Genomic DNA, 21,826 nt, shown 5'->3' on the forward strand with positions numbered 1-21,826 from the left:
GACCGGGCCCGGCGCGGGACCGAAATATCTTCCGGCCCGGTGAGGCCGGCTGGCCGGCGCTGCGCGCTATTTCGGCTCGGCCATCCTCCCCATGAACAGGACGGTGCCGGTGCGGACGTCCCGGACCAGGAAGATGAAGGGATGGTCGGCCTTGAAGACGGGGTTCATCATGATCGATTTTGTCCCTACGACCACGGCCGTGGCCGCCGCCGCCTCGGTCCCCTCCTCGTTGACGTCGACAAAGGCCTTGTGGACGACCTTGGTTATATAGAGGTCCTTGGCGCAGTCGGACCTCATGCCCGAGAAGTCGGCCGCCTCGGAGAAGGCGTCCTCCATCCCCAGGGCGGCGAGAGGCTCGTTCAGGACGAAGTCCCGCTCCAGCTTGAAGCGGGGCAGGAAAACCTCGACTTTCTCCTTGGACAGGCCGGCCAGCCAATCGTCGAGCTTCCGCGGCAGGGCCGCTTCGAGCTCGCCGAGCCCGGCGGGGGAATCCGGCAGCAGGACGACCATGGACAGGTCGTCGCCGGCATAGCGCATCTCCAGCGCCTTTACGCCGTCGTCCTCGAGGTAGCCGAACTCCGCTTTCTGGCGCATCATCGGGACGTCGACCGTGCGGGTCGCCGAGACGGTGAAGGGCATGGGCCTGGTGTCCGCGGCCCTGAACTGGCGGGCCCAATTCCCCTTGAAATAGACGGCGTTCGTCAGGACGAGGCGGGTCAGGGGGGTCAGGATGTTCGGCTTGATCAGGTCCCTGATCTTCTTCGCCGTGTGGTCCTCGGTCCAGGCGTTGATCTCCTGCCGGGCCTTCTCCCGGCTCCCCTCTCCGGTGTAGTCCACTTCCCTGAAGCCGCCGCCGAAATACTTGTCGAGGGCCCCGAGAAAAGCGGGGGCGAAGGGGTAGCGGGCCTGGCCCCAGAGGGCGTTGGCGACGTAGAGCTCGTAAGGCTTGTTCTTGGCGTTGAGGCCGGCCATGAGCTTCGCCAGGGCCGGGTCGAGCCTGTCCGGAGGCAGGGAGAAGCCGAGGACGGCGGCCATCTGACCGGCCGTGCGGCCGCGGGCGCCTTCGTAGGTCATCGCCAGGGCCGAGGAGATGCTGTAGGGGGAGAAGAACAGGTTCCCCTCCTCCTTGGCCAGCTCGCCGTAAAGCCGGCCGGCGAACGCGTTCGAGGCCTTGGCGACGGCCTGGACGTCATCCGGCGCCTGGGCCCGGGCCGGGACAGCCGCCGCAAGTACGAGGACCGCGGCCGCGAGGGCCGCGACCCTTCCGGGGATCTTCTTCATCATAGGTCGCTCCTTTTCGGTTTCGCCCGCTACCCTTCGATGAGCGGGCGGTTCTTCGGGTGGGTGATCCGGAATTTCAGGGTGATCTCCTTCTTCTCCTGGGGCCCGAGCGTGACCGGCCAGGCCAGGATGCCGGTCCGGGCCTCGTCCTCGTCGAGGACCGTCTTCACCGGCTCGGGGACGGCCTGGAGGATGTCGATGGTCACGTCCTTGCTCGTCGTCACGGGCACCTGGTCCTTGACCAGCAAGGCCCGGGGCGCGCGCGTCAGGTTCTCCAGCGTGATGGCGATCTCGTAGGTCAGCTGGACCTTCTTGCCGACGAGCCCCGTCTCGGTCCGCGTCTTGCTCACCTGCCGCCAACGGACCTTGACGCCGGGCACGTCGCCGACGGCCAGGGCGAAGCGGTCGTTGGGGGCGACGAACGGCACCTCGGCCGTGGAGATGTAATCGTTGTCGTAGAACAGGCTCGCCCGTCCGGGCAGGAGGAGGAATTCCGCGGCGTTGGTGATCCGGGCATTCAGGGAGACCGTCTCGGCCAGCTTGGGTACCGTCAGGAACTCCTTCTCCACGGGCAGGGTCTCCACGGCGATGGTCACCTTCTTCTTCTCCCGGGAGCTCGGAACGTTTTGCCGTTGCTTGATCTCGAAGACCGTGGCCATGGTCCGGTCGGCCGCTTCGGCCGTCTCGATCGCCGCCTCCTCCTCGGGCACCGGAGCCTCCTCGGCGGCGACGAGATCATTGTAGCTGACCTTGGCGGCCACGGAGATCTGCTCCTCGAGCGCGGCCAGCGGGAGGGCAAGATCGAGGCTGGCGCGACGGCCGGGCCGGACCTCGATGCCGTCGCGCAGGACCGAGTTGAAGCCCTGGAGCTCCGCCCGGAGGTTGTAGGTCCCCGGCTTGAGATTGACGAAGAGGACTCGGCCGCGCGCGTCGCTTGTCAGGCTCCTGCGGAAAGCTCCGCCAGTCACGGTCACGGTCGCGCCGGAGAGCGGCGTGCCCTCCGGATCGGCGACGAAACAGGAGATGGCCCCCGTCTCGCCGCTCTCGGTATCGACCCGCCAGGCCTCCAGCCGCTGCGGCCGGCTCTGAAGAGCCGGCTCGGCCGTGGACAGGAAGAGCTGGACGCTGTTCCAGTCCTCTCCCGTCGCCTGCGTGACCAGGGCCTGGTAGGTCAGCGTCGCTTCGTCCTTCTGAGAGTCTATCCTGAGATCGTAGGACGGTGACCAGGTGACGCCCGGAACGACATAGGAAAGCGAGAGTTTCTCCGAACCGGCCCTGGTCACTTCGACGTCGACGAGGACGGCCTTCCGCTGCCGGACGAGCAGGCTGGCCTGCTGGTCGAGGTCGTGCTGGGCCGCATCCCGTTTCATCTCCAGCGCGTCTTTTTCGGCGTTCAGCCGGCGCGTCTGCTCCAGGATCTTCGGCAGCTGGACGTCGATAAAATCCAGCCGCCGCTGCCATTCGGTCGTGTTCCCGGCCTGGCCGGCGGCGGCTGCGGACTTGTCGTCGCCGGGCTTCAGGACGCTCACGGCCTTGACGAGATCGGCCTCTTTGGCCAGGACGTCCAGGCGGTCGGCGATCTCAAGCAGCTGGGCCGCCAGGTCGTCCCTTTTCTTCTTCAGGTCCTTGAGCGCGGCCTGGGAGCTCTCCGAACCGAGCGCCTGCTGGATCCGGATGTCGAGGATCCGGGCCCCGGCCGTGCCGCGGCCGGACACACGGACCGATTCCTCCAGCAACTGGGCCGGGAGGTCCCGGAACTCCCAGGTATGGGGGCCGGGAACGACGTCCCCGGTCATGGTGCGGGTTATCATGCACCTGTTCTGATAGATCGTCACGGACTCGATCGTCGAGGCGCCGGAAACGTCCGCGGCCGCCTGTCCGGCTCCGGACGCCGCCGGGGCCGCCAACGCCAGGCCCAAGCCCACGATCAGCAGGGTCTTTTTCATGTGCGCTCCTTCCCTCCAGACGATGCCGCCCGCATGGCTCCATTATAGAAAGCGGCGGTCCCGTATGGCAAGCGAAGTCCCGCCGGGCGCCTGGACCTTGAGGTTCCTTGACAGTCCGCGGAGGGGGGACTATCATCGCCGCGGTCTCAAGAGCCAGGAGATATCATATGCTCAAGAAATATCGGGGCCGTCCCGGTCTGGCGCTGCTCGGATGCCTGACCCTGGCTGCCGTATGCAACGTGGCATCCGGTCGGCCGGCGTCGCAAGCCCCGCGCCTGCAGCCTCTGGCCGTCTCCGACGGGTCCTACACCGTCGGCATCCCGGAGGGCTGGAACCCGACATTCACGAAGTCCCAGGGCTGGCGCTCGCCCTCCGAGCTCGGGATCGCCGCGCCCGGGGAAAAGTGGCCGTCCTATGTCACCATCGCCGTCCTCCATTACGGCGAAGCCCAGATGACGCCGGAGAAGTATGTCTTCGACGTGCGGGGACGGTCCGGCGACGGCGCCGGGGAGATCACCGTGTCCGGGCGGACGGCGCGGGTCTTCGACGAGAAGATCGAGCGCCGGCCGCTCGCCGGGCTGAGCGAAGAGATCGTCCCGAGCCTCGTCCGTCATGTCGTCGTACCGGGCGGCCGCGGCTTCTTCGTCCTCAAGTTCGACACGCCCGAGAAGGCCGCCGCGAAATACCGGCCGGTCTTCGAGGCCGTGGTCGCCTCCTTCAGCCCGGCCGACAAGGGCCAGCCGATCCCTTCGGACCCGATCCCGGCCGGGGAGTACGAGGTCTACGCGGCCCTCTTCCGGGCCAGGGCGCCGGGCGGACTGAACTCGCCCCAATTCTTCGAGGCCGTCCCGGCCGGCCGTCTCGTCCACGGGACGACGATCGCCCTCGAGAAGCCTGATGAACCGGTCTGGCCGGTGGAGGGGTTCGGTCCCGCCGACGCGGCCCTGGTCGAGGACTACCGGACGAAGAACGCCAAGGCCTGGGCGCTCATGGACCGGATCATGGTCAAGGACCTCGAGGTCATCTCGCCCGAGGAGTTCGAGTCGCGCATGTCGGCGTCCCTGGAGGGGCCGGACCAGAGGAGGGAGGCTCTCATCGCCCTGCGGGGCGGGATCGTGTCCCTGAGCCGGGTCGGGTTCGACCGGACTGGGGCCCTGGCCCTGCTCAGCGCCGCCCACACCTCGCCCGGCGCCATGCGGGCGCAATACCTCATCCTCATGAAAAAAATCGCCTCGGGCTGGACGCTGGACAAGGTCGTCATGGAGGACCTGCTCTATCATTGATGATCGACGCGCCGCCCGGCCGGAAGGAGCCGCCGGCTCCCGCGGCCCGGGACGCGGATCCAAGGAGAATGTCGTGAGAGAACGAACGCTCGGTCGCGCGGCGGGACTCGCCGCGGTCATCCTGCTCCTGGCCGCTGCCCTGGCCCGGGCCGTCGCGCCGGCCTCCGGCCAGGCGATCGAATACAAGCCCTACCTGATGGACCACGATTACTTCTCGTGCCAGGTGCCGGCGGACTGGGACCTCGAGCGGAACGCCGAGGAGGACGAGGAGTACCGGATCTTCGAGTTCTACGTCCACGCGCCCGCGCCCCGGACAAGCATCAACGTGCGCTATCTTCTCAAGGACAACGAGGACTTCGCCGGCTATCAAAACTTCCTCGACCGCAACTCCAGGAACGTCCTGGGCGAGACGAAAAACAGCCGGGAGAACTACGGCCCGGTCGAGAAGGTCACTCTGGCCGGCCTCCCCGCCTTCCGGCTGCGCCGCGACCGGATGGTCTTCCTCCACCCGGAATCGAAGTCCGACGAGAGCGCCAGCCTCAAGGAATTGCTCTACGTCGTGCCGATCAAGGACGGATCGTTCTACGTCCTCGAATATTCGGCCGACGCGTCCGCTTACGAGACGTATCTCCCCGTCTTCGAGCACGTGGCGGCCAGCCTGAAGCCGGGGCAAAAATAGGAGAGAGGGCGCGCCGGACCGGGCCTAGCTGCTCTTCTTCAGGAAGATCTCGCAGGTCTCGAAATCGATCTCCCAATGGGCGCCGGCCTCGCCCTTCCACTTGTACCGCCGGCTCGTCTCGTCCCACCACCTCTGGAACCTCGTCGCCGTCTCGCCCATGTCCTGGACGAGACGGTCGTAGAGCGGGTGCTCCGGGCTCTGGACGCTCTTGAAGAGCTCCGCGAGGCCGTTCTTGCGCTCGAACAGGCGCTTGATCTCGTCCCGCTCCGCCTCGGTGACCTTGCCAACGGGCCGGCCTTTCGGGTTCTTCATCGGGACTCCCTCCTCGTCAGAGCTTCTTGAAATCGGCGATGGACATCTTCTTTTCCACGGCGACGTCGAACGGATCCTGGTAGGCGATCTCCGGGATGTCGGCCAGGCCCTCCCCGGAGCCGGACTCCCGGAGCCGGCCGAGATAGAGCCGGGAGGCCTCCCGTTCGACGTGGGCCAGCCGGCACTGCTCGGCCGAGGGCGTGTTGAGCTCAAGGGTCAGGGCCCGGTTCAGGAAAACGCACCGCTTGCACTGATAGGCGTCGCAGATCCGGCAGATCGGGGCGCACTTGAGCTCGAGGAGGCGGCGGTTGCCGATGCCGATCTCGCCGCGGATCTCGCCCAGGCTTTCGTGCGGATCGGCGTAATAGAAGGCCGGGCAGAGATAGAGCCGGCCGTTCGGCCCCACGGTCAGGTGGGCCAGGCCGGCCTCGCAGTTGTTCATCCGGCCAAGCGCCAGCCGGTCGGTCAGGACGTTCAGCTCCGGCGGGTCCGGCCGGGCCGCGAGCTTCAGGACCTCGGGCAGGATCTTCTCGAGCTGGCGCCGGTATTCGGCGTATTCGGCCTCGCCGCAGCCGGCGACGTCGGCCAGGACCACGTTGATCCGCTTGGCCCGGGGCAGGAGCCGCTTGAGGGCCGCGGCCAGGAGCGGCAGGTCGGCCCGCCGCAGCCGGAGGATGAAGTTCTCGCCGCGGAGGCCGGCCAGATCGGCGGCGCCGGGGATCTCGGAGGACTCGACGACCAGGATGGCCCCCGGATGGCCCGACCGGGCCGCGAAAGGCACGATCTTGACGTGATCGACGCTCTCGACGAGCTTGTCGTAGGCCCGCCCCAGCCTGCGGCCGGGATAGAGGAAGTTGACCTTGAGGTTGTTCTTCAGGGCGAAGAGGACGGCCGCCTCGAGCCGGTCCAGGGGGATCATGTCCGCGCCGCCCCGCCGGCGGCCGCCTGCTTCGTAGTGGCAGAACGAGGTCGCGTCCCGGGCCAGGACGACCAGGAGGTACTTCAGCATGGGCCCGCCCCCTCGCCGCCCCGGGGCTCGGCCCGCAGGTCCCGGCCGAGCTTGCGGCCGAGCCTGTTCCAGAAATAGTTGTTGGCCCGGACCCGGGCCTTGTGCATCCTGCAGATGGCGACCGACCTCTGGAAGATCGTCCGAGTGTCGGCGAAGTCGTAGTTGGCGCCCTGGCACCAGGCGCACCCGGTGGCGACGCCGCAGTCGAGGCACTCCTCCGGGCTCTGGCTGACCATGTCCAGGGTCAGGAAGGGCCTGAGCCTGTTGCGGTCGAGGCCGTCGAGGCAATTGCCGATCGTCAGGGCCGGGCGCTTCTGGAGCGAGAAGCCGAGGAAGCGGACGCAGGGATAGAAGTTCCCCCGGTGATCGACGGCCAGCATGCGGCCGGCCCCGCACCAGTTGTTGTTGTCGACGTACGGGGCGCCGATGGTCTTGGAGAAGAAAGAGCAGGACCGGGTCTCGTAGAGCCGGCGGTCGATCGTCTCGTCGGCCAGGGCCATAAGCTGCGCTTCGAAGCGCTCGTCGTCGCCGGGCTTCCAGACGTCCTCGAAGACGACGTTGATATTGACCTCCTTGATGCCCAAGCCCCAGAGGTGCAGGACGCTCTCCTTGATGCGGGGGATGTCGTCGCTCGAGACGGTGACCTTGGTCGAGGACTTGGGGAACTGCTCCAGCCAGCGGGGGATGTTCCGGGCGACGTCGTCGTAGGAGCCCCGGCCGTCGGGATAGACCCGCTGGAGATCGTGCTTGGCCCGCGTGCCGTCGACGGTGATCTGGACGCTCAGGTGGGACGAGTTCTTGGCGATGTAGCGCTGGACCCGCGCGTCGTTGTAGAGGAGGCCGTTGGTCGAGAAGCTGAACCGGTAGCGCTCGAACCAGGGGTGATCGAGCTCGTAGGCCCGGACCTTGAAATAATCGCAGATGCGGTCGATGAGCTCGACCTCGAGGAAGGGCTCGCCGCCGATGAAGTCCCAGACGACGGAGGGTTCGGTGACGAGGTCCCGGGCCCCGAGCAGGTAGTCGATGGCCCGCCGGGCGACGTCGAACTTGAGCCGGCCGGCCTTGTTCTTGCCGACCATGTAGCAGTAGCGGCAGCGGAGCTGGCAGTCCTCGGTGACGACGAAGGTGACGTTCTTGGAGCGGCTGGCCTCCCAGGACCTGTCCGTCTCGATCTTGACCGGATCGTTCTTGACGCTGGACACTAGTACTGGTTCTGGCCTTTGCAGAAGCCCTCGCAATTATGGTTGCACGTCGTGGCGCAATCGTTCTTGCAGCCGCCGGAGCAATTGCTGTTGCAGCCCTTGGCGCAGGCGTTCTTGCAGCCGCCCGTGCAGTCGGCCTCGCAGGTGTCGGCGCAGACCCGGCGGCAGCTGCCGATGCAGGTCTGGCCGCAATCCTGGGGCGCCCGGGAAGCGCGCGGACCGGCGCCCTGGGCCGAAAGGCGGGAGGCCCGGCCCAGGCCGATGACGGCGATCGTCGGGAGCGCGGCGCCCGTCACGGTCCGCAGGAACGCCCGGCGGCCGATCTTCTTGCCGTTCTTCGCGTCGTTCGCCATCGGGATCACCAGGCCCCGCCGGAGCAGCCCTTCTCGCAGCTCCCCTTGCAGGTCCCTTCGCACGTGCCGTTGCAGCCGCCCTCGCAGGTGTACTTGCAGGAGCCCTCGCAGGTCAGGAAGCAGGCGTCCTTGCAGGTGCCCAGGCACTCGCCTTCGCAGCCGCGGCAGCCGTTCTCGCAGGTGACGATGCAGTCGTTCGGTCCCTTGGAGTAGCCTTTGTCGAAGTCCCCGGCTTTCGCGGCCGGCTTGGCCGCCAGGCGGCCCGGCCGTGTCAGGGCCAGGACGGCGATCGTCGGGATGGCCGCCTTGGCCACGGCGCCGACGAAATCGCGCCGCTTCATAGTCTTTTCCCCGGCGGACTGGGCGTCTGCTTCGGCCTTCGGAGAGGGGCGATCATTGCGCTTGGACATGCTTGGCGTACTCCTTCGCTCAACCGGAATTCATGACTCCGTGACCATCTTGGCGCGGACCGGGCGGCCGGTCAATCACCCCCAGGGGTGATATGAAAGGGTGACGGGCGAAGAGCCCGTCGCGCGTTCTTCTCGTCATCGGTCGCGAATCGTGCTATATTCAATGAAAAATTCGGCCGAAAGTCAAGCCAGGAGGGTCCAAATGAGCGACGCGCCGCAGGTCAAGACAGCCCGGAAAACCCCGTTCCATTCGATCGTCTGGCTGGTGGTCGCCGTTCTTTTAATGATCGCCGGGTTCGGCGTGCTGAGCCTGGGAGCCGGCGAAGACCTCTCGGGCGGCCAGAAGGCCCTCAAGATCGTCTTCGGGATCGTCTGGTTCACGTTCTGCGTCGGCATGATGATCTATAACGTCCTGAACTACGGCGCCCGCAAGCGGGCGAAGCGGGAAACCAAGGTCGGATAGGCAGGTCTCGATTACCACGCTTTCTTCATGATCTCGGCCCTCTTGGCCTGATACTCCTCGTCCGTGAGGAGGCCGTCCCTCTTCAGGGCCTCGAGCTTGCGCAACTTCCCGTCGAAGTCCGGGGCGGACTCGCCGGCCCGTGGCGCGCTCTCGCTATCGGTCTCGGTCTCGATCTCGGCGATGCCCTTGCGGCTCTTGAGATTGTAGATGTAGTAGGTGATGATCACGCCGAGAACGATGAACCAGAAGATCATGAAAACGATGCCGACCCCCGCGCCTTCCTTGATGAGGAGCCCGAGGAAGAAGATCCCTAAAAGGGCCATGGCCACGGCGACGACCAGGGCCATGACCGTCACCGGTTTCGTCGGCCTGATGCTTACCTTGCTCTTCAAGATTGCCTCCTCAACGCGTTCCGGGCTGCTTTTTAGCGGCCTTGACGGTCCGGACCCGATAGCGCTCGGGAATCGCCGAAGGACCAGGTCCAGGCGACGGTCGCCTTGACGGAGTTCCTCCGTCCCGTCCGGTCGCGCGTAATATAGCACGGGCGAGAGGGTTTTGAATATAATCCGTCCTTCGTCTTGTAGAGGCTGGGCGAAACGCCTACAATCGCAGAGTCCCGCAGGCGGCCTGGCCAGGGACAAAAGTATCGAGCTCGTCCGGCAGCCGGAGGTTTCTCAAATGGAAAAGGTCAAGCAGATCGCCCTCGTGGCCCACGACAATCGGAAGCGGGACCTCAGGGAGTGGGTCGAGTACAATTACCGGACGCTCATCGGCCACAGTCTGATCTGTACGGGCACGACCGGGCGCCTGGTCGAAGACACGATCAAGAACAAATGCGAAAAGGACGGCCGGCAGAAAGCCGAGATCAAGATAAAGAAGCTCAAGTCCGGGCCGCTGGGCGGCGATCTGCAGCTGGGCGGGATGATCGCGGACGGAAAGATCGACCTCATCATCTTCTTCTGGGACCCGATGGAGCCGTTCCCTCACGATGTCGACGTCAAAGCCCTGCTGAGGATAGCCGTTCTTTACAACGTGCCCACCGCCTGCAATCGAGCGACCGCCGATTTCATGATCTCCTCGCCGTTGATGAACGAGCCCTATCAACCGGAGGTCAGGGACTATTCCGATTATCTGGAGAGGAAGCTGCCTGGCTGAGGCGCGGCGGCCCGGCGCACCCGGGAGTATCCGGACCTCCGGCCTTGGATCCGGGCTCGACGATCCGCAGAAGGGCCTGTGCGACCTCCTCGGACATGCGGAGGTCCGAGCCGGCGTAGAGCCTCTCTTTCCCCGCCTATCTCGACGGACTGCTCAGGATCAAGTCAGGCCTCAAGGACTCGCTCTTGACCTGAACCCCGGATCTTGGTCCATTCCGGATGCAACTTTTTTGATAAAATCGGGCATTCGGAAAGGAGTTCGGGATGAAGAAGAAGTTTACGGAGGCGCAGATCGTCTTTGCCCTGCGGCAGGCAGAGAGCGGGACGCCGACCGCGGAGATCGTGCGGAAGATGGAGATCTCGGAAGTCACGTTCTATCGCTGGAAGAAAAAGTACGCGGGGATGGGCGTGGCGGAGCTTCGGCGTCTGAAGCAGCTCGAGGATGAGAACCGGCGGCTGAAGCGGCTGGTGGCCGATCTGACCCTCGACAAGCAGATGCTCCAGGATGCCTTATCAAAAAAGTTCTGAAGCCCGCCGAGGAGCGGGAGCACAGCCGACCCTCAGACGGCGCTTCGGATGCGGCTGAGGGATCTCGCGATGTCGCGGGTCGGCTACGGATATCGGCGGCTTCAAGTCCTTATCGAGCGTGAAGGCTGGCATGTAAATCACAAGCGGGTTTATCGCTTGTACCGTGAGGAAGGCTTGGCCATGAGGCGGAGACCTCCCAGGCGGCGCAAGGCCTGTCTGAAGAGGGTCTTGCGGCCTCTGGCCGCGGAAAAGAACGAGTGCTGGAGCATGGACTTCATGTCCGACGAGCTCTTTGACGGCCGGCGGATCCGGCTCTTAACGATAGTGGACAATCATACCCGTGAAAGCCTGGCCATCCATGTGGGCCAGAGGATCCGCGGCTGCGAGGTGGTCGAGGTCTTGGAACGGGTCATGAGGGAACACGGCCGGCCGCGGTCGATACGGGTGGACAACGGTCCGGAATTTATCTCTAAGGACGTCGATCTCTGGGCTTACTGGAACCATGTCACGTTGGACTTCTCCCGTCCGGGGAAGCCGACGGACAACGCTTATATCGAGTCGTTCAACGGGCGGTTCCGGCAGGAATGCCTTAATGAGCACTGGTTCCTGAGCTTGGATGACGCCCAGGACAAGGTTGAAGCTTGGCGGAGGGACTACAACGAGGAACGGCCTCACAGCGCTCTCGGCAACGCGACTCCCGAGCAATACGCGGCTCGGGCCGAGCCTCAAAACGAGCTGCCCGCGCTGGGCATCGAAGCGGACAAAAAAGAACTTGCTTATCCAAAAAGTTGCTGACAGAATGGGCGAGAAACGGGGTGCGGGTCAATCCAGCAAAATCTTAGCACAAGGGCTGGATCCCTGAGAGGGGGTCAGGTCACTAATGTTTCGAAGAAGGGTAGCCTCTAATCGAAATGCCAGAAGGGAGAGTGCGATATGACAAAGCAAGAGGCACAGGAAAGGCTTAGCGTACTGGTTGGCTATTTCGAGAGAAATTCTCGCCATATCAAAGCCAATTTTACGGAAGAGGATACAAAGCAAAAGCTAATTCAACCGTTCTTCAGCATTTTAGGATGGGATTTCACTAAAGACCAAGATGTACGTTATGAAAGATCCGGCGGAAAGCAATCAAGGGTCGATTATGTGTTCGGTAACCGACACTTTTATTTGGAGGCAAAGGCTAGTAATGCTGATTCAGTTGATAACGTTTTGCAGGCAAACTTCTATGCTTACAATAAGAGTCGTTTTTGTGTTCTGACAGATTTTGAAACCTTCAAATTAATAAAACCAATAAGGCCGACAAAAAGCAAACCACAGCTCGCAACCGTCGAGACTTTTGACCTTACCTACAGAGACTACCTTTCCCGGTTTGATCAGATTTGGGATACCTTTTCTAAAGAAGCAGTCCTGATTAATGCGTCATTGGAGGATCTGTTAGAAGAAGAAAAGAAGAGGCGAAAGTTTTTTACCATAGACGAGGACTTCTTAACCGAACTCGAAGACTGGCGAAAGGAACTTGCCCTCGATATTTATCTCAATAACAAGAAAATCGTCGGCGCCGACGGGCAGCTTTTAACAGAATTCACTCAGAGAATATTGGACAGAATCATCTTTAGTAAGTTCTTAGAGGACCGCGGAATAGAAGAAAAAGTATTGCGAGATTTAATTGAAACAAAAGATATCTATCCCAAAATGGTCTTGAGGTTTTCAGCGGTCGGCAGAGCTTACAACGGGCTGATTTACAATCCTCATACTGTAGATGGACTTTCCGTTGGTGATGACGTACTAAACCGAATACTAAGTAGGTTATATGACACTCCTCATCATCAGTCCTTTTATAATTTTGGACATATTCCTATCGAGATATTGGGGAGTATCTATGAGAGATTTCTTGGGAAGGTTCTTAAGATCAGGCCGGAAAATCATAGGCGTCTGGTGCAGGTTGTCGAAAAACCCGAAGTAGCCAGGGCAAAGGGTGTTTATTACACGCCTGATTTCATTGTCGATTATGTGGTTAAAAGTACTGTTGCCAAGATATTTAATAAAAGACGAGCGCTTGAGAAGGTTTCTAATATCAAGATTGTTGATATATCTTGCGGGAGTGGAAGTTTTTTAGTTGGAGCCTATTCTTACCTCCTGAGCTGGTATCTAAATTATTACATTAAGCATCCTCGTAAGGCACTTTCTGATGGAGCATTATTAGACGGCAAGTTGGTCAAGAGAATCCGTAAAACCATATTGGTAAGGCATATCTATGGAGTGGATATTGACCCCCAAGCTTGCGAAGTAGCGCAGATGAGCCTTTATCTAAAGATGCTTGAGGATTGCCCTGATATTCAACACGAAATCAAATTGAGCGATCTTATTCTGCCCGATATGAAAAATAATATCAGATGCGGAAATAGCTTAATAGAACCAGAGTATTTTCTTGATAGATTATTTACCGACCCTGAGGAAATGAAGCAACTGAGTGCTTTTGATTGGAGGAAATATTTTCCGGAAGGATTTGATTGTGTGATCGGCAATCCTCCTTATATTGATTCGGAGACAATGACAAAGGAATACCCCTTATTGCGGAGAGCTATCCAAGATACATATCTAATGACAAAGGGCAATTGGGATATCTATATTGCCTTTTTTGAAAGAGGCCTTGGTTTACTGAAATCAGGGGGATTCCTTTCCTTCATAACTCCCGATAAGTGGATCTCTAAGCCGTTTGGAGACAAGTTAAGGATAGACACCATAAACTCAATCTATAGCATTTTTAACGCAGGCCGGGCCGTATTTAAGAGAGCAAAAGTCGATGCAATAGTGACGACATTTTCAAAACAATATCAAGATTCAATCAAGCTATATGCTTATGAGGGCACAGAGATAACCCTGAAACGTACCATCAAGAAAGCATCATTGAATCCCCCCTATGCTTATGACGGCCTATTTTCCGGTTTTATCGACTTGTTCAAGAAAATGGAGGCTCGTTCAGGAAGATTGTCTGATCTTGGCGTCTGTGAAAACGCTTGCGCAACGTCGGATTGCTATAAACTAAAAAGTTACATAGAAGAGAAGTCCTCAAGTATAAGAAAAGGGGACAGCCTGAAGATTATTAATACAGGCACCATTGGGAAATATGTATCAAAATGGAGCCAAGAGAGGATGGTATATCTTGGGAATAGATACTTGAAGCCAGTAGTCCAAAGAGAAAGGTTTCTGAGAGAATTCCCAAATTCCTATGGTCAAAAATCTATTAAACCCAAGCTAATAATGAAGGGGCTAAATCTGTTGGACGCTTGCCTAGACATTAACGGGGATATAATTCCCGGCAAAGCGACATTGATTATTCCTTCGGACAATCCCGAGACGCTAAAACTCCTTCTCGCTATAATTAACAGCAATCTACTTTTTTTATATTTGAAAGAAAAATATCCTGCATCTAGCTACAATCAAGGCACTACTTTTACAAAAAAAATGATCAATGACATTCCAATACCGCAAATCACTGAATCCATAAAGAAAGAGATAATCTCGCTAGTAGATAAAGTCCTTCAAATGAGACAACAAAGGATAGACGCCGATACGGAAGTATTTGAGCGGGCAATTAACGCCCATATTTATAAAATATACGGTTTGACTGACGACGAAGTTAAAACCGTAGAAACGTGGGTTGCCGAAAGGTAAACCCGCATTTTCGAGACATATTTGGACTATGAGATGGCTGAAAATTTCTTCCCAATCTTATCGCAAATCGGATTAAAGTGTTTCTCGTTTTTCGAAATCATTACGCAATCGTCTGGACATTCCACAGCAATCACAGCATCGCCACAGGCATAGCATTCCTTCCTGTTACCTAGATTGCGTGGGTGCTCGATAGCCTTTAGAAGAACCGCTTTTAGTCTTTCCTGTTCAGAATCAAGAAAGGGAGCTTCTTCCAGATAATCAACAATATTCTTAAAAGCATCCAGGTTGTCTAGAAAGATCTTAACAATATTGCATCTGGTAGTGCTCGGCTGGCAATGGGACATTCCACTATTAAACAAATCTCCCCTTAACGTCGGCCCACCCTTTGCCAAGAAGCATTCAGTTTTATCGGAAATGAAGGCGAAGTCCTTATCGAATAATTCTGCCCAGTTTTCTAGGATGGACTTGAAATATAGCTTGGCATAATCAGATATGTTCCTTATTTTGACTTCTTCGCTGGACTCATCCTCGAACATTCCTGCTATTCCGCCCAACATCCTCGCTACCCTGCGATGATTCTGAGCAGGTAAATTGCTGATTCGGTAGAGGACTTCCTTAAAACTCTCGGCTTCAATGAGCGCATTATAGAGGTAAACAAGGTCCCCTATGACGCTCCTTCTATATTCCATCTTCACGTAGGTTGATGTGCAAAGCGAATGAGCTGCTTCCAAGAACCTTTCGAGTTCGCCCCTTTTATCAGGATGCGATAGATTTCTTTCTATCTGAACAGATGTATCTAGAAAGAAGTCTTCACTTTGGTGATTCTTGTTTTCGTATTTCAATTGTATATTCGCCCCAATTTCTAATAGGCGAAAAGATATCGATTTTGTTGTCAACTAATAGCGCTAGTGCGGTCTTCACTTGAGATCGGTCGATATTGAGGCTATAGAGGATTTTTAGAACCGACCTAATTGCCGAACATTGCGCGGCATTAATCGGATTATAGCGAAAATCCCTTGCGGCAGAGAGCATATGAACTAATATTTCCCGGAAATATTCGTTAACATCTTCCCTGCGGTTCCAGAGCGACCTCATATCGGCCTCAAACATTGTCAATCTGTTAAGGCATTCGATTCTATCGATGTCGAGCAATTCCAAAATATCCTCCACGGCCTCGATAGAATTCCCGACAATCTCCTTTATGGTATCTGTTTGTGAAGAAGGTAAAACGGGAAGGGCTTCTCCCGTAGTGATAATTGACTGAAAAAAGCCTTTAGGCTCATTCTCGCCATAGATTACCGTATCTTGAAGTATCGCTCTGCTGGTCCGAATCGGCGTAATGCCTCCGGTTAGTTCGCTGTAGCCGGAAGAATATCTCTCCTTACCGTTTCCATTCCCCAATGGTGTGGTTTGTGTACTCATTTATTTCTTAATTACCTAACTAATTGAACCAGATTATTCTCTAGGAACTTAAAATTGGCTTGAATATAGTCTTCTAGCGATATCTCATCGATCTGCATCTTTTTATTTATCGAAAAATCGACGTCCACTCTCAAGCCATACTTTGGGAAGAACTTTTCATCGATCCTTTCGGCACCAACCTCATCAACTCGCTCAATCGCCGCAAGTTCAACGCGATACTGATTGTCGCCGTTCTTAATGTAAATGATATAGGTAGATTTATATGGACTGTCCCCGAAAATACCTAGTTTGTCTTCCGGAACTTGGATAAGCTTGCTCTTCTTGATTATTTCTGTGCCTTGGTCGATGCTTTCAAGTCCCAGAACGTAAATGAAACGGTTTCCTACTCTCGTAAATTTCGTGAGTTTTAGCTTTTCAATTATTTGGGGAGTAATTTCTTTTGCGGCAAGCTTGAATTGATTAAGACTCTCCACTTGGTCCTGAACAAACTTGATGCTACTTATATTGAAGTTTAGCTCCATCTTCTTTTGGACTTCCCTAAAGGCAGATAACTCGGTGGTCGTTTTCTCCCACTTCCAATTGGGAAATCCCGCCTTGATGGCAGAGTTAATTGACCCGCACGTATCCCAATAAATAAACGCTTCTTCGTATCTCAGTTCGAGTACCGTGCGATTGAGGGCAAAATCTGAGAATATCATTTGACTTTATCCTTTTTTAACATTTTATAACATTTAGCAATCCCCGGTAAATACAATGTTTAGTCGTGATCAGAGGGCTTCCCCATCTAAGGAATGTAGCGAAGAGGCCGAACAAATGGCAGAGTCGATGCTCGTTCAGCAAAAGCTATAGAACCCATATTGCAGGCATAGCGGTCAAAACGCTTATTCCCGGGATAGCCCGTCAAGGGGTCTCCGGGTGTTTCCGGTTTTTTGGGGGGGCTTAACCGTGATTTTGGCACCGAGAATATCTAAGGCAGACTACTCCCCATTTGACGGCAGTAAGACAAAACCTGCAGAAAACCGCTGACACTACGGGACTGTAGTAGAAAAAACTAAATCACGGAAGACGCTGGAAAATCAGGGGAAACGGGGTTCTTTCGGTGGTGGAGCTGACCAGGATCGAACTGGCGACCTCTTGAATGCCATTCAAGCGCTCTCCCAACTGAGCTACAGCCCCACCGGGAAGCCCGATAATATTACAGGAAGATGGTCCCCGGGTCAAGTTGACACGCTGGAGCTGACCGGGCCCGGGAGAGCATCAACCGGCCGCGCTTGAAGAACTCGCCACCGGGATGATATCTTGGCCGCAATATGACGGCGGAGGGCTCCATGAGGAGACTGTCTTTCGTGATCTGGTCCCTGATCGTCCTGGCTTCAGGGAATTGCGGCCGCGGCGGCCCGACACCGGCGGGAGCCCTGTCCGTGGCGAAGACGCTCGACGACGTCTTCGGATCGAAGTCCGAGGTCCAGCTGGAATTGACCGACGATGGCGCCCTCGCAGAGATCACCGACTTGGCCGTGGACATCCGCGGGAATTTCATCGTCGCTGATGGCGTTCGTTTGAACCGCGTTTGGCTTTTCTCTCCCGAGGGGAAGCTCCTGGGGATCCTGGGCGCGTCCGGACAAGGCCCTGGCGAATATTCTTCGCCGTTAAGCGTCGCCGTCGACGGCGAAGGCCAGATTCTCGTCAACGACTATTTTCGGATGAAGATCATCGTCTATGACCGGGAATACCGGTACCGGCGGGAGATCGGACCGGTCCGCGGCCACTACCTTCATGTCGAACACGGGGGCCGGATCTACCTCTACGACGGGATGGTCCCGCCGAGGGCCCAGGGCTTGTTCGATACGGTCAAGGCGTTGGATCGAGCTGGAGAGCTCCTTTTTTCGTTCGCCCCTATCCCCGAAGCCGCCCTCGAGTCACGCTTTAGCCGGCTGGCGGACGGCATGGACATCGGCAGGAGCGGTCGGATCTACGAGATGAACCACCTTGTCTATCGAATCCGCGAGTTCACTCCCGAAGGGAAGCTCATCAAGTCTTTCGGGAATCCCGAGGCCCGGCAAACGGCGGCCGCCGGCGAGGCCCCGCTCGATCTGAACGGCCCCTTCTGCCTGGCGAGCGGCCTCGTCATCGTCCAGAGGGAGAACGTCCTCGATATTTTCGACAACGATGGGACCCTCGCCGCGAGCGGCATCCCCTGCGATCGCAGGATCCTCCTGGCCCGGGGGAACGCGATCTACCTGGAAGCCTGGGACGAGGCGGACGAGCAGGGGAAGGGCTCGAACCCCAGGATCGTCCGGTACGAGCTGCGCCCCTAGGGTCCCTTGATCCCCGTGGTCGCGACCTCGACGGTGAAGAACTTGTAGTCCCGGTAGACGGCGTCCATCGTCGAACGAACGACCTTCCGGCCCCTCTTGGTGATGTAGGCCTCCTCGACGGCGAAGCGCGTCGGGAAGCGGACGCCGTTCTTCTCCAGGCCGAACTCCGTGACCTGGAGGATCTGCGGCGCGCCCTTGAACTCCTTGGCCGTCATCCGGATGGCCGCGTTACGTTCCAGTGACGCGCCGTTCCAGACGATCTTCAGGATGGCGGCGTCGCTCTCCCGCAGCCAAACCGTCCCCCGATGGACGTCCACCGCCAGACCGGGCGCGGCGGTCGCCTCGATGACCAGCGCCGGCTGCCCATCCATCATCTCCCGGCCCTTGAGAGCGTAGCGGTAGAACCCTTGCCTTGTCTCGTCCAGAAGATCCACCGCGCCGAACAGGACGTTCTTGTACAAAAAGGTCAGGGTGTCGAGGTCGGCGGCCTCGTCCTTCCGCTTGATCCCGTCGATCTTGAGGACGCGCCTCTTCTCCGTTCTTTGCCCATCCTCGGTAACAAATTGATAATCATAAAGATATTGGTGCTCGACGACGTCATTCCGCCAGCCGGGCCGGCCGAACGCGGAAGCGGGATAGACGGGATTCCGTTCCTGGATCCGTTCCGTGACCTCTTCCAGGCAAACGAAATCGATCGACGCGCGGGCGAGCCGGGCGCAATAGTCCCCGGCCTGCGCCAAGGCCCGGGTCAAGGTCCCGGCTTCGCTTCCTGCCGCGGCGGCTTGGGACGGACGGGCGGCGGGCGCGGGAAGGACGAGGAGGACCAGCAGCGCGCCCACAAAGGGAACCCGCCGCGGGCGAACCGGCATATCCCGAGACTTTCTATCCATTTCTCTCGTTCCGTCCGGCGGACATTACGGCAAGGCGCCGTCGAGCCGGCCCCGGCCTGCGGACTCATGATAGGCGCGGGCTCGAGAGGGTGTCAAGACGCCGGCGATCGTTTACCGCGCCGGCCCGTTTGACCCTTCCGCGGCCGCTGTGATAATTAGAAAGGGCCGAATCTTCAGGAGGTACCCCATGACTCCGTCCCGTCGCTTTGGATCGAGAATACGCCTGGGCCTCGCGCTCATGGCCATCGTGCTTCTCGCCATGCCGGCCGCCGTCCCCGCGGCCGCCGGCGCCGCGCCGGCCGCTGAAACCGCCGGGCCGTCGGCCCCGGCGTCGCTCCGCTGCGAATACCTCGTCAACCCCGTGGGCGTCGATACGGTTAACCCGCGCTTCTTCTGGATCGTCGATCACGCCGAGCGCGGCCAGGCCCAGTCGGCCTACCAGGTCATCGTGTCGACGGACCCCAAGGCCGCGGCCGGCGACGTCTGGGACAGCGGCAAGGTCGCGTCGCCCAAGTCCACCCAGGTCGCCTTCGCCGGCAAGCCCCTGGCCAGCGGGCAGTCCTATTTCTGGAAGGTCCGGGCCTGGGACCGCGACGGCCGCGAGAGCCCCTGGAGCGAGACGGCCCGCTTCGACATGGGGCTCCTCGACAAGGGCGATTGGAAGGGCGTCTGGATCGGCGCCAAGAGCCAGTTCCGCAGGGAGTTCACCCTGAAGGGACGGGTCAAGAGGGCCCGGGCCTATATCGCCGGCCTCGGCTATTACGAGCTTCGTCTCAACGGCCGCAAGGCCGGCAACCACGTCCTCGACCCGGCCTGGACGACCTACGACAAGCGCGTCCTCTACGTCGCCTACGACGTGACGGGCTTCCTGCGCGAAGGCCCCAACGCGGTCGCCGTCATGCTGGGCAACGGCTGGTACAAGTCGCGGGCCCTCCTCTTCCAGCTCAACGTCGAGCTCGAGGACGGGACCGCCGTGAGCGTCGTCAGCGACGCGTCCTGGAAGGCCGCCGACGGCCCGATCCTCGAGGACAGCGTCTACAACGGAGAATCCTACGACGCCCGCCGCGAGACGCCGGGCTGGGAAAGGCCCGGCTTCGACGACAAGGGCTGGGCCGCGGCCGAGGCCGTCAAGGGCCCGGCCGGCGTCCTCTCGGCCCAGCTGATGCCTGCCATCCAGGTCGTCGACACGATCGTGCCCTTCAAGATGACCAGCCCCCTCCCCGGCGCCTACATCTTCGACATGGGCCAGAACTTCAGCGGCTGGGCCCGCCTCCGCGTCCGGGGGCCGCGCGGCACCGACGTCCGGCTCCGCTTCGCCGAGCTCCTCTTCGACGACGGGACGCTGAACCAGGACAACCTGCGCACGGCCCAGGCCGAGGACCACTACATCCTCAGGGGCGACGGCGAGGAGGTCTGGGAGCCGCGCTTCACCTACCACGGCTTCCGCTATGTCGAGGTCACCGGGTTCCCCGGGACGCCCACGCTCGAATCGATCCGCGGCCGGGTCGTCCATTCGGCGGTCGAGCCCGTCGGCAGCTTCGCCGCGTCCAAGGACGTCCTCAACGGCATCCAGCGTCTCGTCACCTGGGGCCAGAAGACCAATCTCCACAGCATCCCGACCGACTGCGACCAGCGCGACGAGCGCATGGGCTGGCTGGGCGACGCCCAGGTCACGGCCGAGGAAGCGATCATGAACTTCGACATGGCCGCCTTCTACACGAACTTCATGCGCGACATCCGCGACGTCCAGGACGCCAAGGGGCGCCTAGCCGACACGATCCCCCACATCTGGGGCGGGGAGAACGCCGACCCGGCCTGGGCCACCGCCTATCCCCTGATCTGCTGGTACATGTACCAGTACTACGGCGACACGCGCATCCTCGAGGACCACTACGACGCGCTGAAGAAGTACGTCGAGTTCCTCCGGAGCAAGGCCGAGAACGGCCTGGTCAAGTTCAGCTCGTACGGCGACTGGGTGGCCATCGAGAAGTGCTCCAACGCGATCGTCTCGTCCTTCTATTATCTCTATGACGTCCGCATCATGGCCGACGCCGCCCGCGTCCTCGGGAAGACGGCCGACGCGGCGCTCTACGACAAGCTGGCGGCCGAGATCCGGGCGGCCTTCAACCGGGAATACTACAACCCGAAGACCGGCGATTACGCCGAGGGCACGCAGACGGCCAACGCCCTGCCGCTCTTCCTCGACATCCCGACGGAGAAGCAGTGGGGCACCTGGGGCCGGCTCTTCGACAACCTCGTCTACGGGCGCAACGCCCACCTGACCACGGGCATCGTCGGCACGAAGTACGTCATGGAGGTCCTGAGCCGGACCGGGGCCGCCGACCTGGCCTACGACATCGCCTGCAAGACCGATTTCCCGAGCTGGGGCTACATGATCGCCAGCGGCGCGACGACCCTCTGGGAGCTGTGGCAGAACCGCGAGGGCTCGGCCATGAACTCGCACAACCACCCGATGTTCGGCAGCGTCGGGGCCTGGTTCTACAAGACCCTGGCCGGGATCAACCTGGCGCCGGGCACGACCGGCTTCGACAAGGTCCTCATCCAGCCGCAGATGGTCCGGGACCTGACCCACGCCTCGGGCTCGACGATGACCGTCCGCGGCGCGATCGCCTGCGCCTGGTCGCGGACGGAGCGGACCGTCCGGGTCGAGGTGACGATCCCGTTCGGTTCCGAGGCCGAGGTCGTCATCCCCAAGCTCGGCATCCGCAACATCAAGGTCAGCGAGGGCGGCCGGACGGTCTGGGCGGCCGGGCAGTATGTGGCCGGCACGCCCGGGATCGACGGGGCCGAGGACAAGGACGGCGCGATCCGTTTCAAGCTCGGCGGCGGCCGCTACGCCTTCGTCCTCGAAGGAGATTAAATGGGGGACACAATACCTATTTC

The 21,826-nt window shown here is 59.7% G+C and carries 19 protein-coding genes, 1 tRNA gene and 1 pseudogene; 8 read left to right on the plus strand and 13 right to left on the minus strand.

Annotated elements, in window-relative coordinates:
* Positions 1–66 precede the first annotated feature (66 nt).
* Complete coding sequence (locus ABFD52_10050) at positions 67–1,284, minus strand: serpin family protein (GenBank protein ID MEN6561105.1); 1,218 nt, start codon at positions 1,282–1,284, stop codon at positions 67–69.
* 26 nt (positions 1,285–1,310) lie between these two features.
* Positions 1,311–3,227: a mucoidy inhibitor MuiA family protein gene (locus ABFD52_10055; protein MEN6561106.1), complete on the minus strand. Its 1,917-nt coding sequence runs from the start codon at positions 3,225–3,227 to the stop codon at positions 1,311–1,313.
* A 167-nt stretch (positions 3,228–3,394) separates the two neighbouring features.
* On the opposite strand from ABFD52_10055, the gene ABFD52_10060 reads away from it, so the two are divergent.
* The gene (locus tag ABFD52_10060) at positions 3,395–4,510 is read left to right on the plus strand and encodes a hypothetical protein (GenBank protein MEN6561107.1); all 1,116 of its coding nucleotides are present in this window, start codon (positions 3,395–3,397) and stop codon (positions 4,508–4,510) included.
* 73 nt (positions 4,511–4,583) lie between these two features.
* Positions 4,584–5,189 carry a hypothetical protein gene (locus ABFD52_10065; GenBank protein MEN6561108.1) on the plus strand — a complete coding sequence of 202 codons (606 nt, stop codon included), beginning with the start codon at positions 4,584–4,586 and terminating at the stop codon, positions 5,187–5,189.
* Positions 5,190–5,213: 24 nt separating this feature from the next.
* Here ABFD52_10065 and ABFD52_10070 read toward each other — a convergent pair whose 3' ends face one another.
* Genes ABFD52_10070 through ABFD52_10090 form a run of 5 tightly spaced genes read right to left on the minus strand, consistent with a single transcriptional unit; the run spans position 5,214 to position 8,406 of the window.
* Positions 5,214–5,501 (minus strand): CXXX repeat peptide modification system protein, encoded by a 288-nt coding sequence (locus tag ABFD52_10070; GenBank protein MEN6561109.1) that lies wholly within the window; start codon positions 5,499–5,501, stop codon positions 5,214–5,216.
* A gap of 16 nt (positions 5,502–5,517) precedes the next feature.
* Positions 5,518–6,510 carry a CXXX repeat peptide maturase gene (locus ABFD52_10075; GenBank protein MEN6561110.1) on the minus strand — a complete coding sequence of 331 codons (993 nt, stop codon included), beginning with the start codon at positions 6,508–6,510 and terminating at the stop codon, positions 5,518–5,520.
* Positions 6,504–7,712, minus strand: a complete 1,209-nt coding sequence (locus ABFD52_10080) for a radical SAM peptide maturase, CXXX-repeat target family (protein ID MEN6561111.1) — start codon at positions 7,710–7,712, stop codon at positions 6,504–6,506. The genes ABFD52_10075 and ABFD52_10080 overlap by 7 nt, the downstream gene beginning before the upstream one ends.
* Positions 7,712–8,065, minus strand: coding sequence for a hypothetical protein (locus tag ABFD52_10085; GenBank protein MEN6561112.1), 354 nt, complete (start codon positions 8,063–8,065; stop codon positions 7,712–7,714). The genes ABFD52_10080 and ABFD52_10085 overlap by 1 nt, the downstream gene beginning before the upstream one ends.
* A gap of 5 nt (positions 8,066–8,070) precedes the next feature.
* Positions 8,071–8,406 carry a Cys-Xaa-Xaa-Xaa repeat radical SAM target protein gene (locus ABFD52_10090; protein MEN6561113.1) on the minus strand — a complete coding sequence of 112 codons (336 nt, stop codon included), beginning with the start codon at positions 8,404–8,406 and terminating at the stop codon, positions 8,071–8,073.
* A 271-nt stretch (positions 8,407–8,677) separates the two neighbouring features.
* On the opposite strand from ABFD52_10090, the gene ABFD52_10095 reads away from it, so the two are divergent.
* Positions 8,678–8,938, plus strand: coding sequence for a hypothetical protein (locus tag ABFD52_10095; protein MEN6561114.1), 261 nt, complete (start codon positions 8,678–8,680; stop codon positions 8,936–8,938).
* A gap of 11 nt (positions 8,939–8,949) precedes the next feature.
* On the opposite strand, the gene ABFD52_10100 is transcribed toward ABFD52_10095, so the two are convergent.
* The gene (locus ABFD52_10100) at positions 8,950–9,330 is read right to left on the minus strand and encodes an SHOCT domain-containing protein (GenBank protein MEN6561115.1); all 381 of its coding nucleotides are present in this window, start codon (positions 9,328–9,330) and stop codon (positions 8,950–8,952) included.
* A gap of 286 nt (positions 9,331–9,616) precedes the next feature.
* Between ABFD52_10100 and ABFD52_10105 the strand changes: the two genes are divergently transcribed.
* The 3 genes and pseudogenes from ABFD52_10105 (at position 9,617) to ABFD52_10115 (ending at position 14,292) form a co-directional block, all read left to right on the plus strand.
* The gene (locus ABFD52_10105; GenBank protein ID MEN6561116.1) at positions 9,617–10,093 is read left to right on the plus strand and encodes a methylglyoxal synthase; all 477 of its coding nucleotides are present in this window, start codon (positions 9,617–9,619) and stop codon (positions 10,091–10,093) included.
* A 263-nt stretch (positions 10,094–10,356) separates the two neighbouring features.
* A pseudogene (locus ABFD52_10110) lies at positions 10,357–11,415 on the plus strand (IS3 family transposase).
* Positions 11,416–11,553: 138 nt separating this feature from the next.
* Complete coding sequence (locus ABFD52_10115; protein ID MEN6561117.1) at positions 11,554–14,292, plus strand: DNA methyltransferase; 2,739 nt, start codon at positions 11,554–11,556, stop codon at positions 14,290–14,292.
* Between the two features lie 26 nt (positions 14,293–14,318).
* On the opposite strand, the gene ABFD52_10120 is transcribed toward ABFD52_10115, so the two are convergent.
* The 4 genes from ABFD52_10120 to ABFD52_10135 form a co-directional block, all read right to left on the minus strand.
* A complete protein-coding gene (locus tag ABFD52_10120) occupies positions 14,319–15,134 on the minus strand; it encodes a hypothetical protein (GenBank protein ID MEN6561118.1) in 816 nt (271 codons plus the stop codon).
* Positions 15,103–15,714: a hypothetical protein gene (locus tag ABFD52_10125; protein MEN6561119.1), complete on the minus strand. Its 612-nt coding sequence runs from the start codon at positions 15,712–15,714 to the stop codon at positions 15,103–15,105. The genes ABFD52_10120 and ABFD52_10125 overlap by 32 nt, the downstream gene beginning before the upstream one ends.
* Positions 15,715–15,725: 11 nt before the next feature.
* Positions 15,726–16,412 (minus strand): hypothetical protein, encoded by a 687-nt coding sequence (locus tag ABFD52_10130; GenBank protein MEN6561120.1) that lies wholly within the window; start codon positions 16,410–16,412, stop codon positions 15,726–15,728.
* Between the two features lie 402 nt (positions 16,413–16,814).
* A tRNA-Ala gene (locus ABFD52_10135) sits at positions 16,815–16,890 on the minus strand.
* Between the two features lie 152 nt (positions 16,891–17,042).
* On the opposite strand from ABFD52_10135, the gene ABFD52_10140 reads away from it, so the two are divergent.
* Entirely contained in the window at positions 17,043–18,032 is a 990-nt protein-coding gene (locus ABFD52_10140; GenBank protein MEN6561121.1) for a 6-bladed beta-propeller, read from the plus strand.
* Here the strand turns inward: ABFD52_10140 and ABFD52_10145 are convergent.
* A complete protein-coding gene (locus tag ABFD52_10145; protein MEN6561122.1) occupies positions 18,029–18,871 on the minus strand; it encodes a hypothetical protein in 843 nt (280 codons plus the stop codon). The two genes, ABFD52_10140 and ABFD52_10145, sit on opposite strands and share 4 nt — an antisense overlap.
* Positions 18,872–19,109: 238 nt before the next feature.
* Here ABFD52_10145 and ABFD52_10150 point away from each other — a divergent pair, with 238 nt between their 5' ends.
* Positions 19,110–21,803 carry a family 78 glycoside hydrolase catalytic domain gene (locus tag ABFD52_10150; protein MEN6561123.1) on the plus strand — a complete coding sequence of 898 codons (2,694 nt, stop codon included), beginning with the start codon at positions 19,110–19,112 and terminating at the stop codon, positions 21,801–21,803.
* Positions 21,804–21,826: the final 23 nt, after the last annotated feature.

It is taken from the genome of Acidobacteriota bacterium (assembly GCA_039683095.1).
Classification (GTDB): Bacteria; Acidobacteriota; Aminicenantia; order Aminicenantales; family Saccharicenantaceae; genus RBG-16-66-30.

Excerpts from the sequence above, each read along its gene's own strand:
- ABFD52_10095 (MEN6561114.1), top strand. The coding sequence starts at position 8,678 with ATGAGCGACGCGCCGCAGGTCAAGACAGCCCGGAAAACCCCGTTCCAT.
- ABFD52_10140 (MEN6561121.1), top strand. The coding sequence starts at position 17,043 with ATGAGGAGACTGTCTTTCGTGATCTGGTCCCTGATCGTCCTGGCTTCA.
- ABFD52_10060 (MEN6561107.1), top strand. The coding sequence starts at position 3,395 with ATGCTCAAGAAATATCGGGGCCGTCCCGGTCTGGCGCTGCTCGGATGC.
- ABFD52_10105 (MEN6561116.1), top strand. The coding sequence starts at position 9,617 with ATGGAAAAGGTCAAGCAGATCGCCCTCGTGGCCCACGACAATCGGAAG.
- ABFD52_10090 (MEN6561113.1), bottom strand. The coding sequence starts at position 8,406 with ATGAAGCGGCGCGATTTCGTCGGCGCCGTGGCCAAGGCGGCCATCCCG.
- ABFD52_10125 (MEN6561119.1), bottom strand. The coding sequence starts at position 15,714 with ATGAGTACACAAACCACACCATTGGGGAATGGAAACGGTAAGGAGAGA.
- ABFD52_10050 (MEN6561105.1), bottom strand. The coding sequence starts at position 1,284 with ATGATGAAGAAGATCCCCGGAAGGGTCGCGGCCCTCGCGGCCGCGGTC.
- ABFD52_10130 (MEN6561120.1), bottom strand. The coding sequence starts at position 16,412 with ATGATATTCTCAGATTTTGCCCTCAATCGCACGGTACTCGAACTGAGA.
- ABFD52_10070 (MEN6561109.1), bottom strand. The coding sequence starts at position 5,501 with ATGAAGAACCCGAAAGGCCGGCCCGTTGGCAAGGTCACCGAGGCGGAG.
- ABFD52_10115 (MEN6561117.1), top strand. The coding sequence starts at position 11,554 with ATGACAAAGCAAGAGGCACAGGAAAGGCTTAGCGTACTGGTTGGCTAT.
- ABFD52_10085 (MEN6561112.1), bottom strand. The coding sequence starts at position 8,065 with ATGGCGAACGACGCGAAGAACGGCAAGAAGATCGGCCGCCGGGCGTTC.
- ABFD52_10055 (MEN6561106.1), bottom strand. The coding sequence starts at position 3,227 with ATGAAAAAGACCCTGCTGATCGTGGGCTTGGGCCTGGCGTTGGCGGCC.
- ABFD52_10075 (MEN6561110.1), bottom strand. The coding sequence starts at position 6,510 with ATGCTGAAGTACCTCCTGGTCGTCCTGGCCCGGGACGCGACCTCGTTC.
- ABFD52_10150 (MEN6561123.1), top strand. The coding sequence starts at position 19,110 with ATGACTCCGTCCCGTCGCTTTGGATCGAGAATACGCCTGGGCCTCGCG.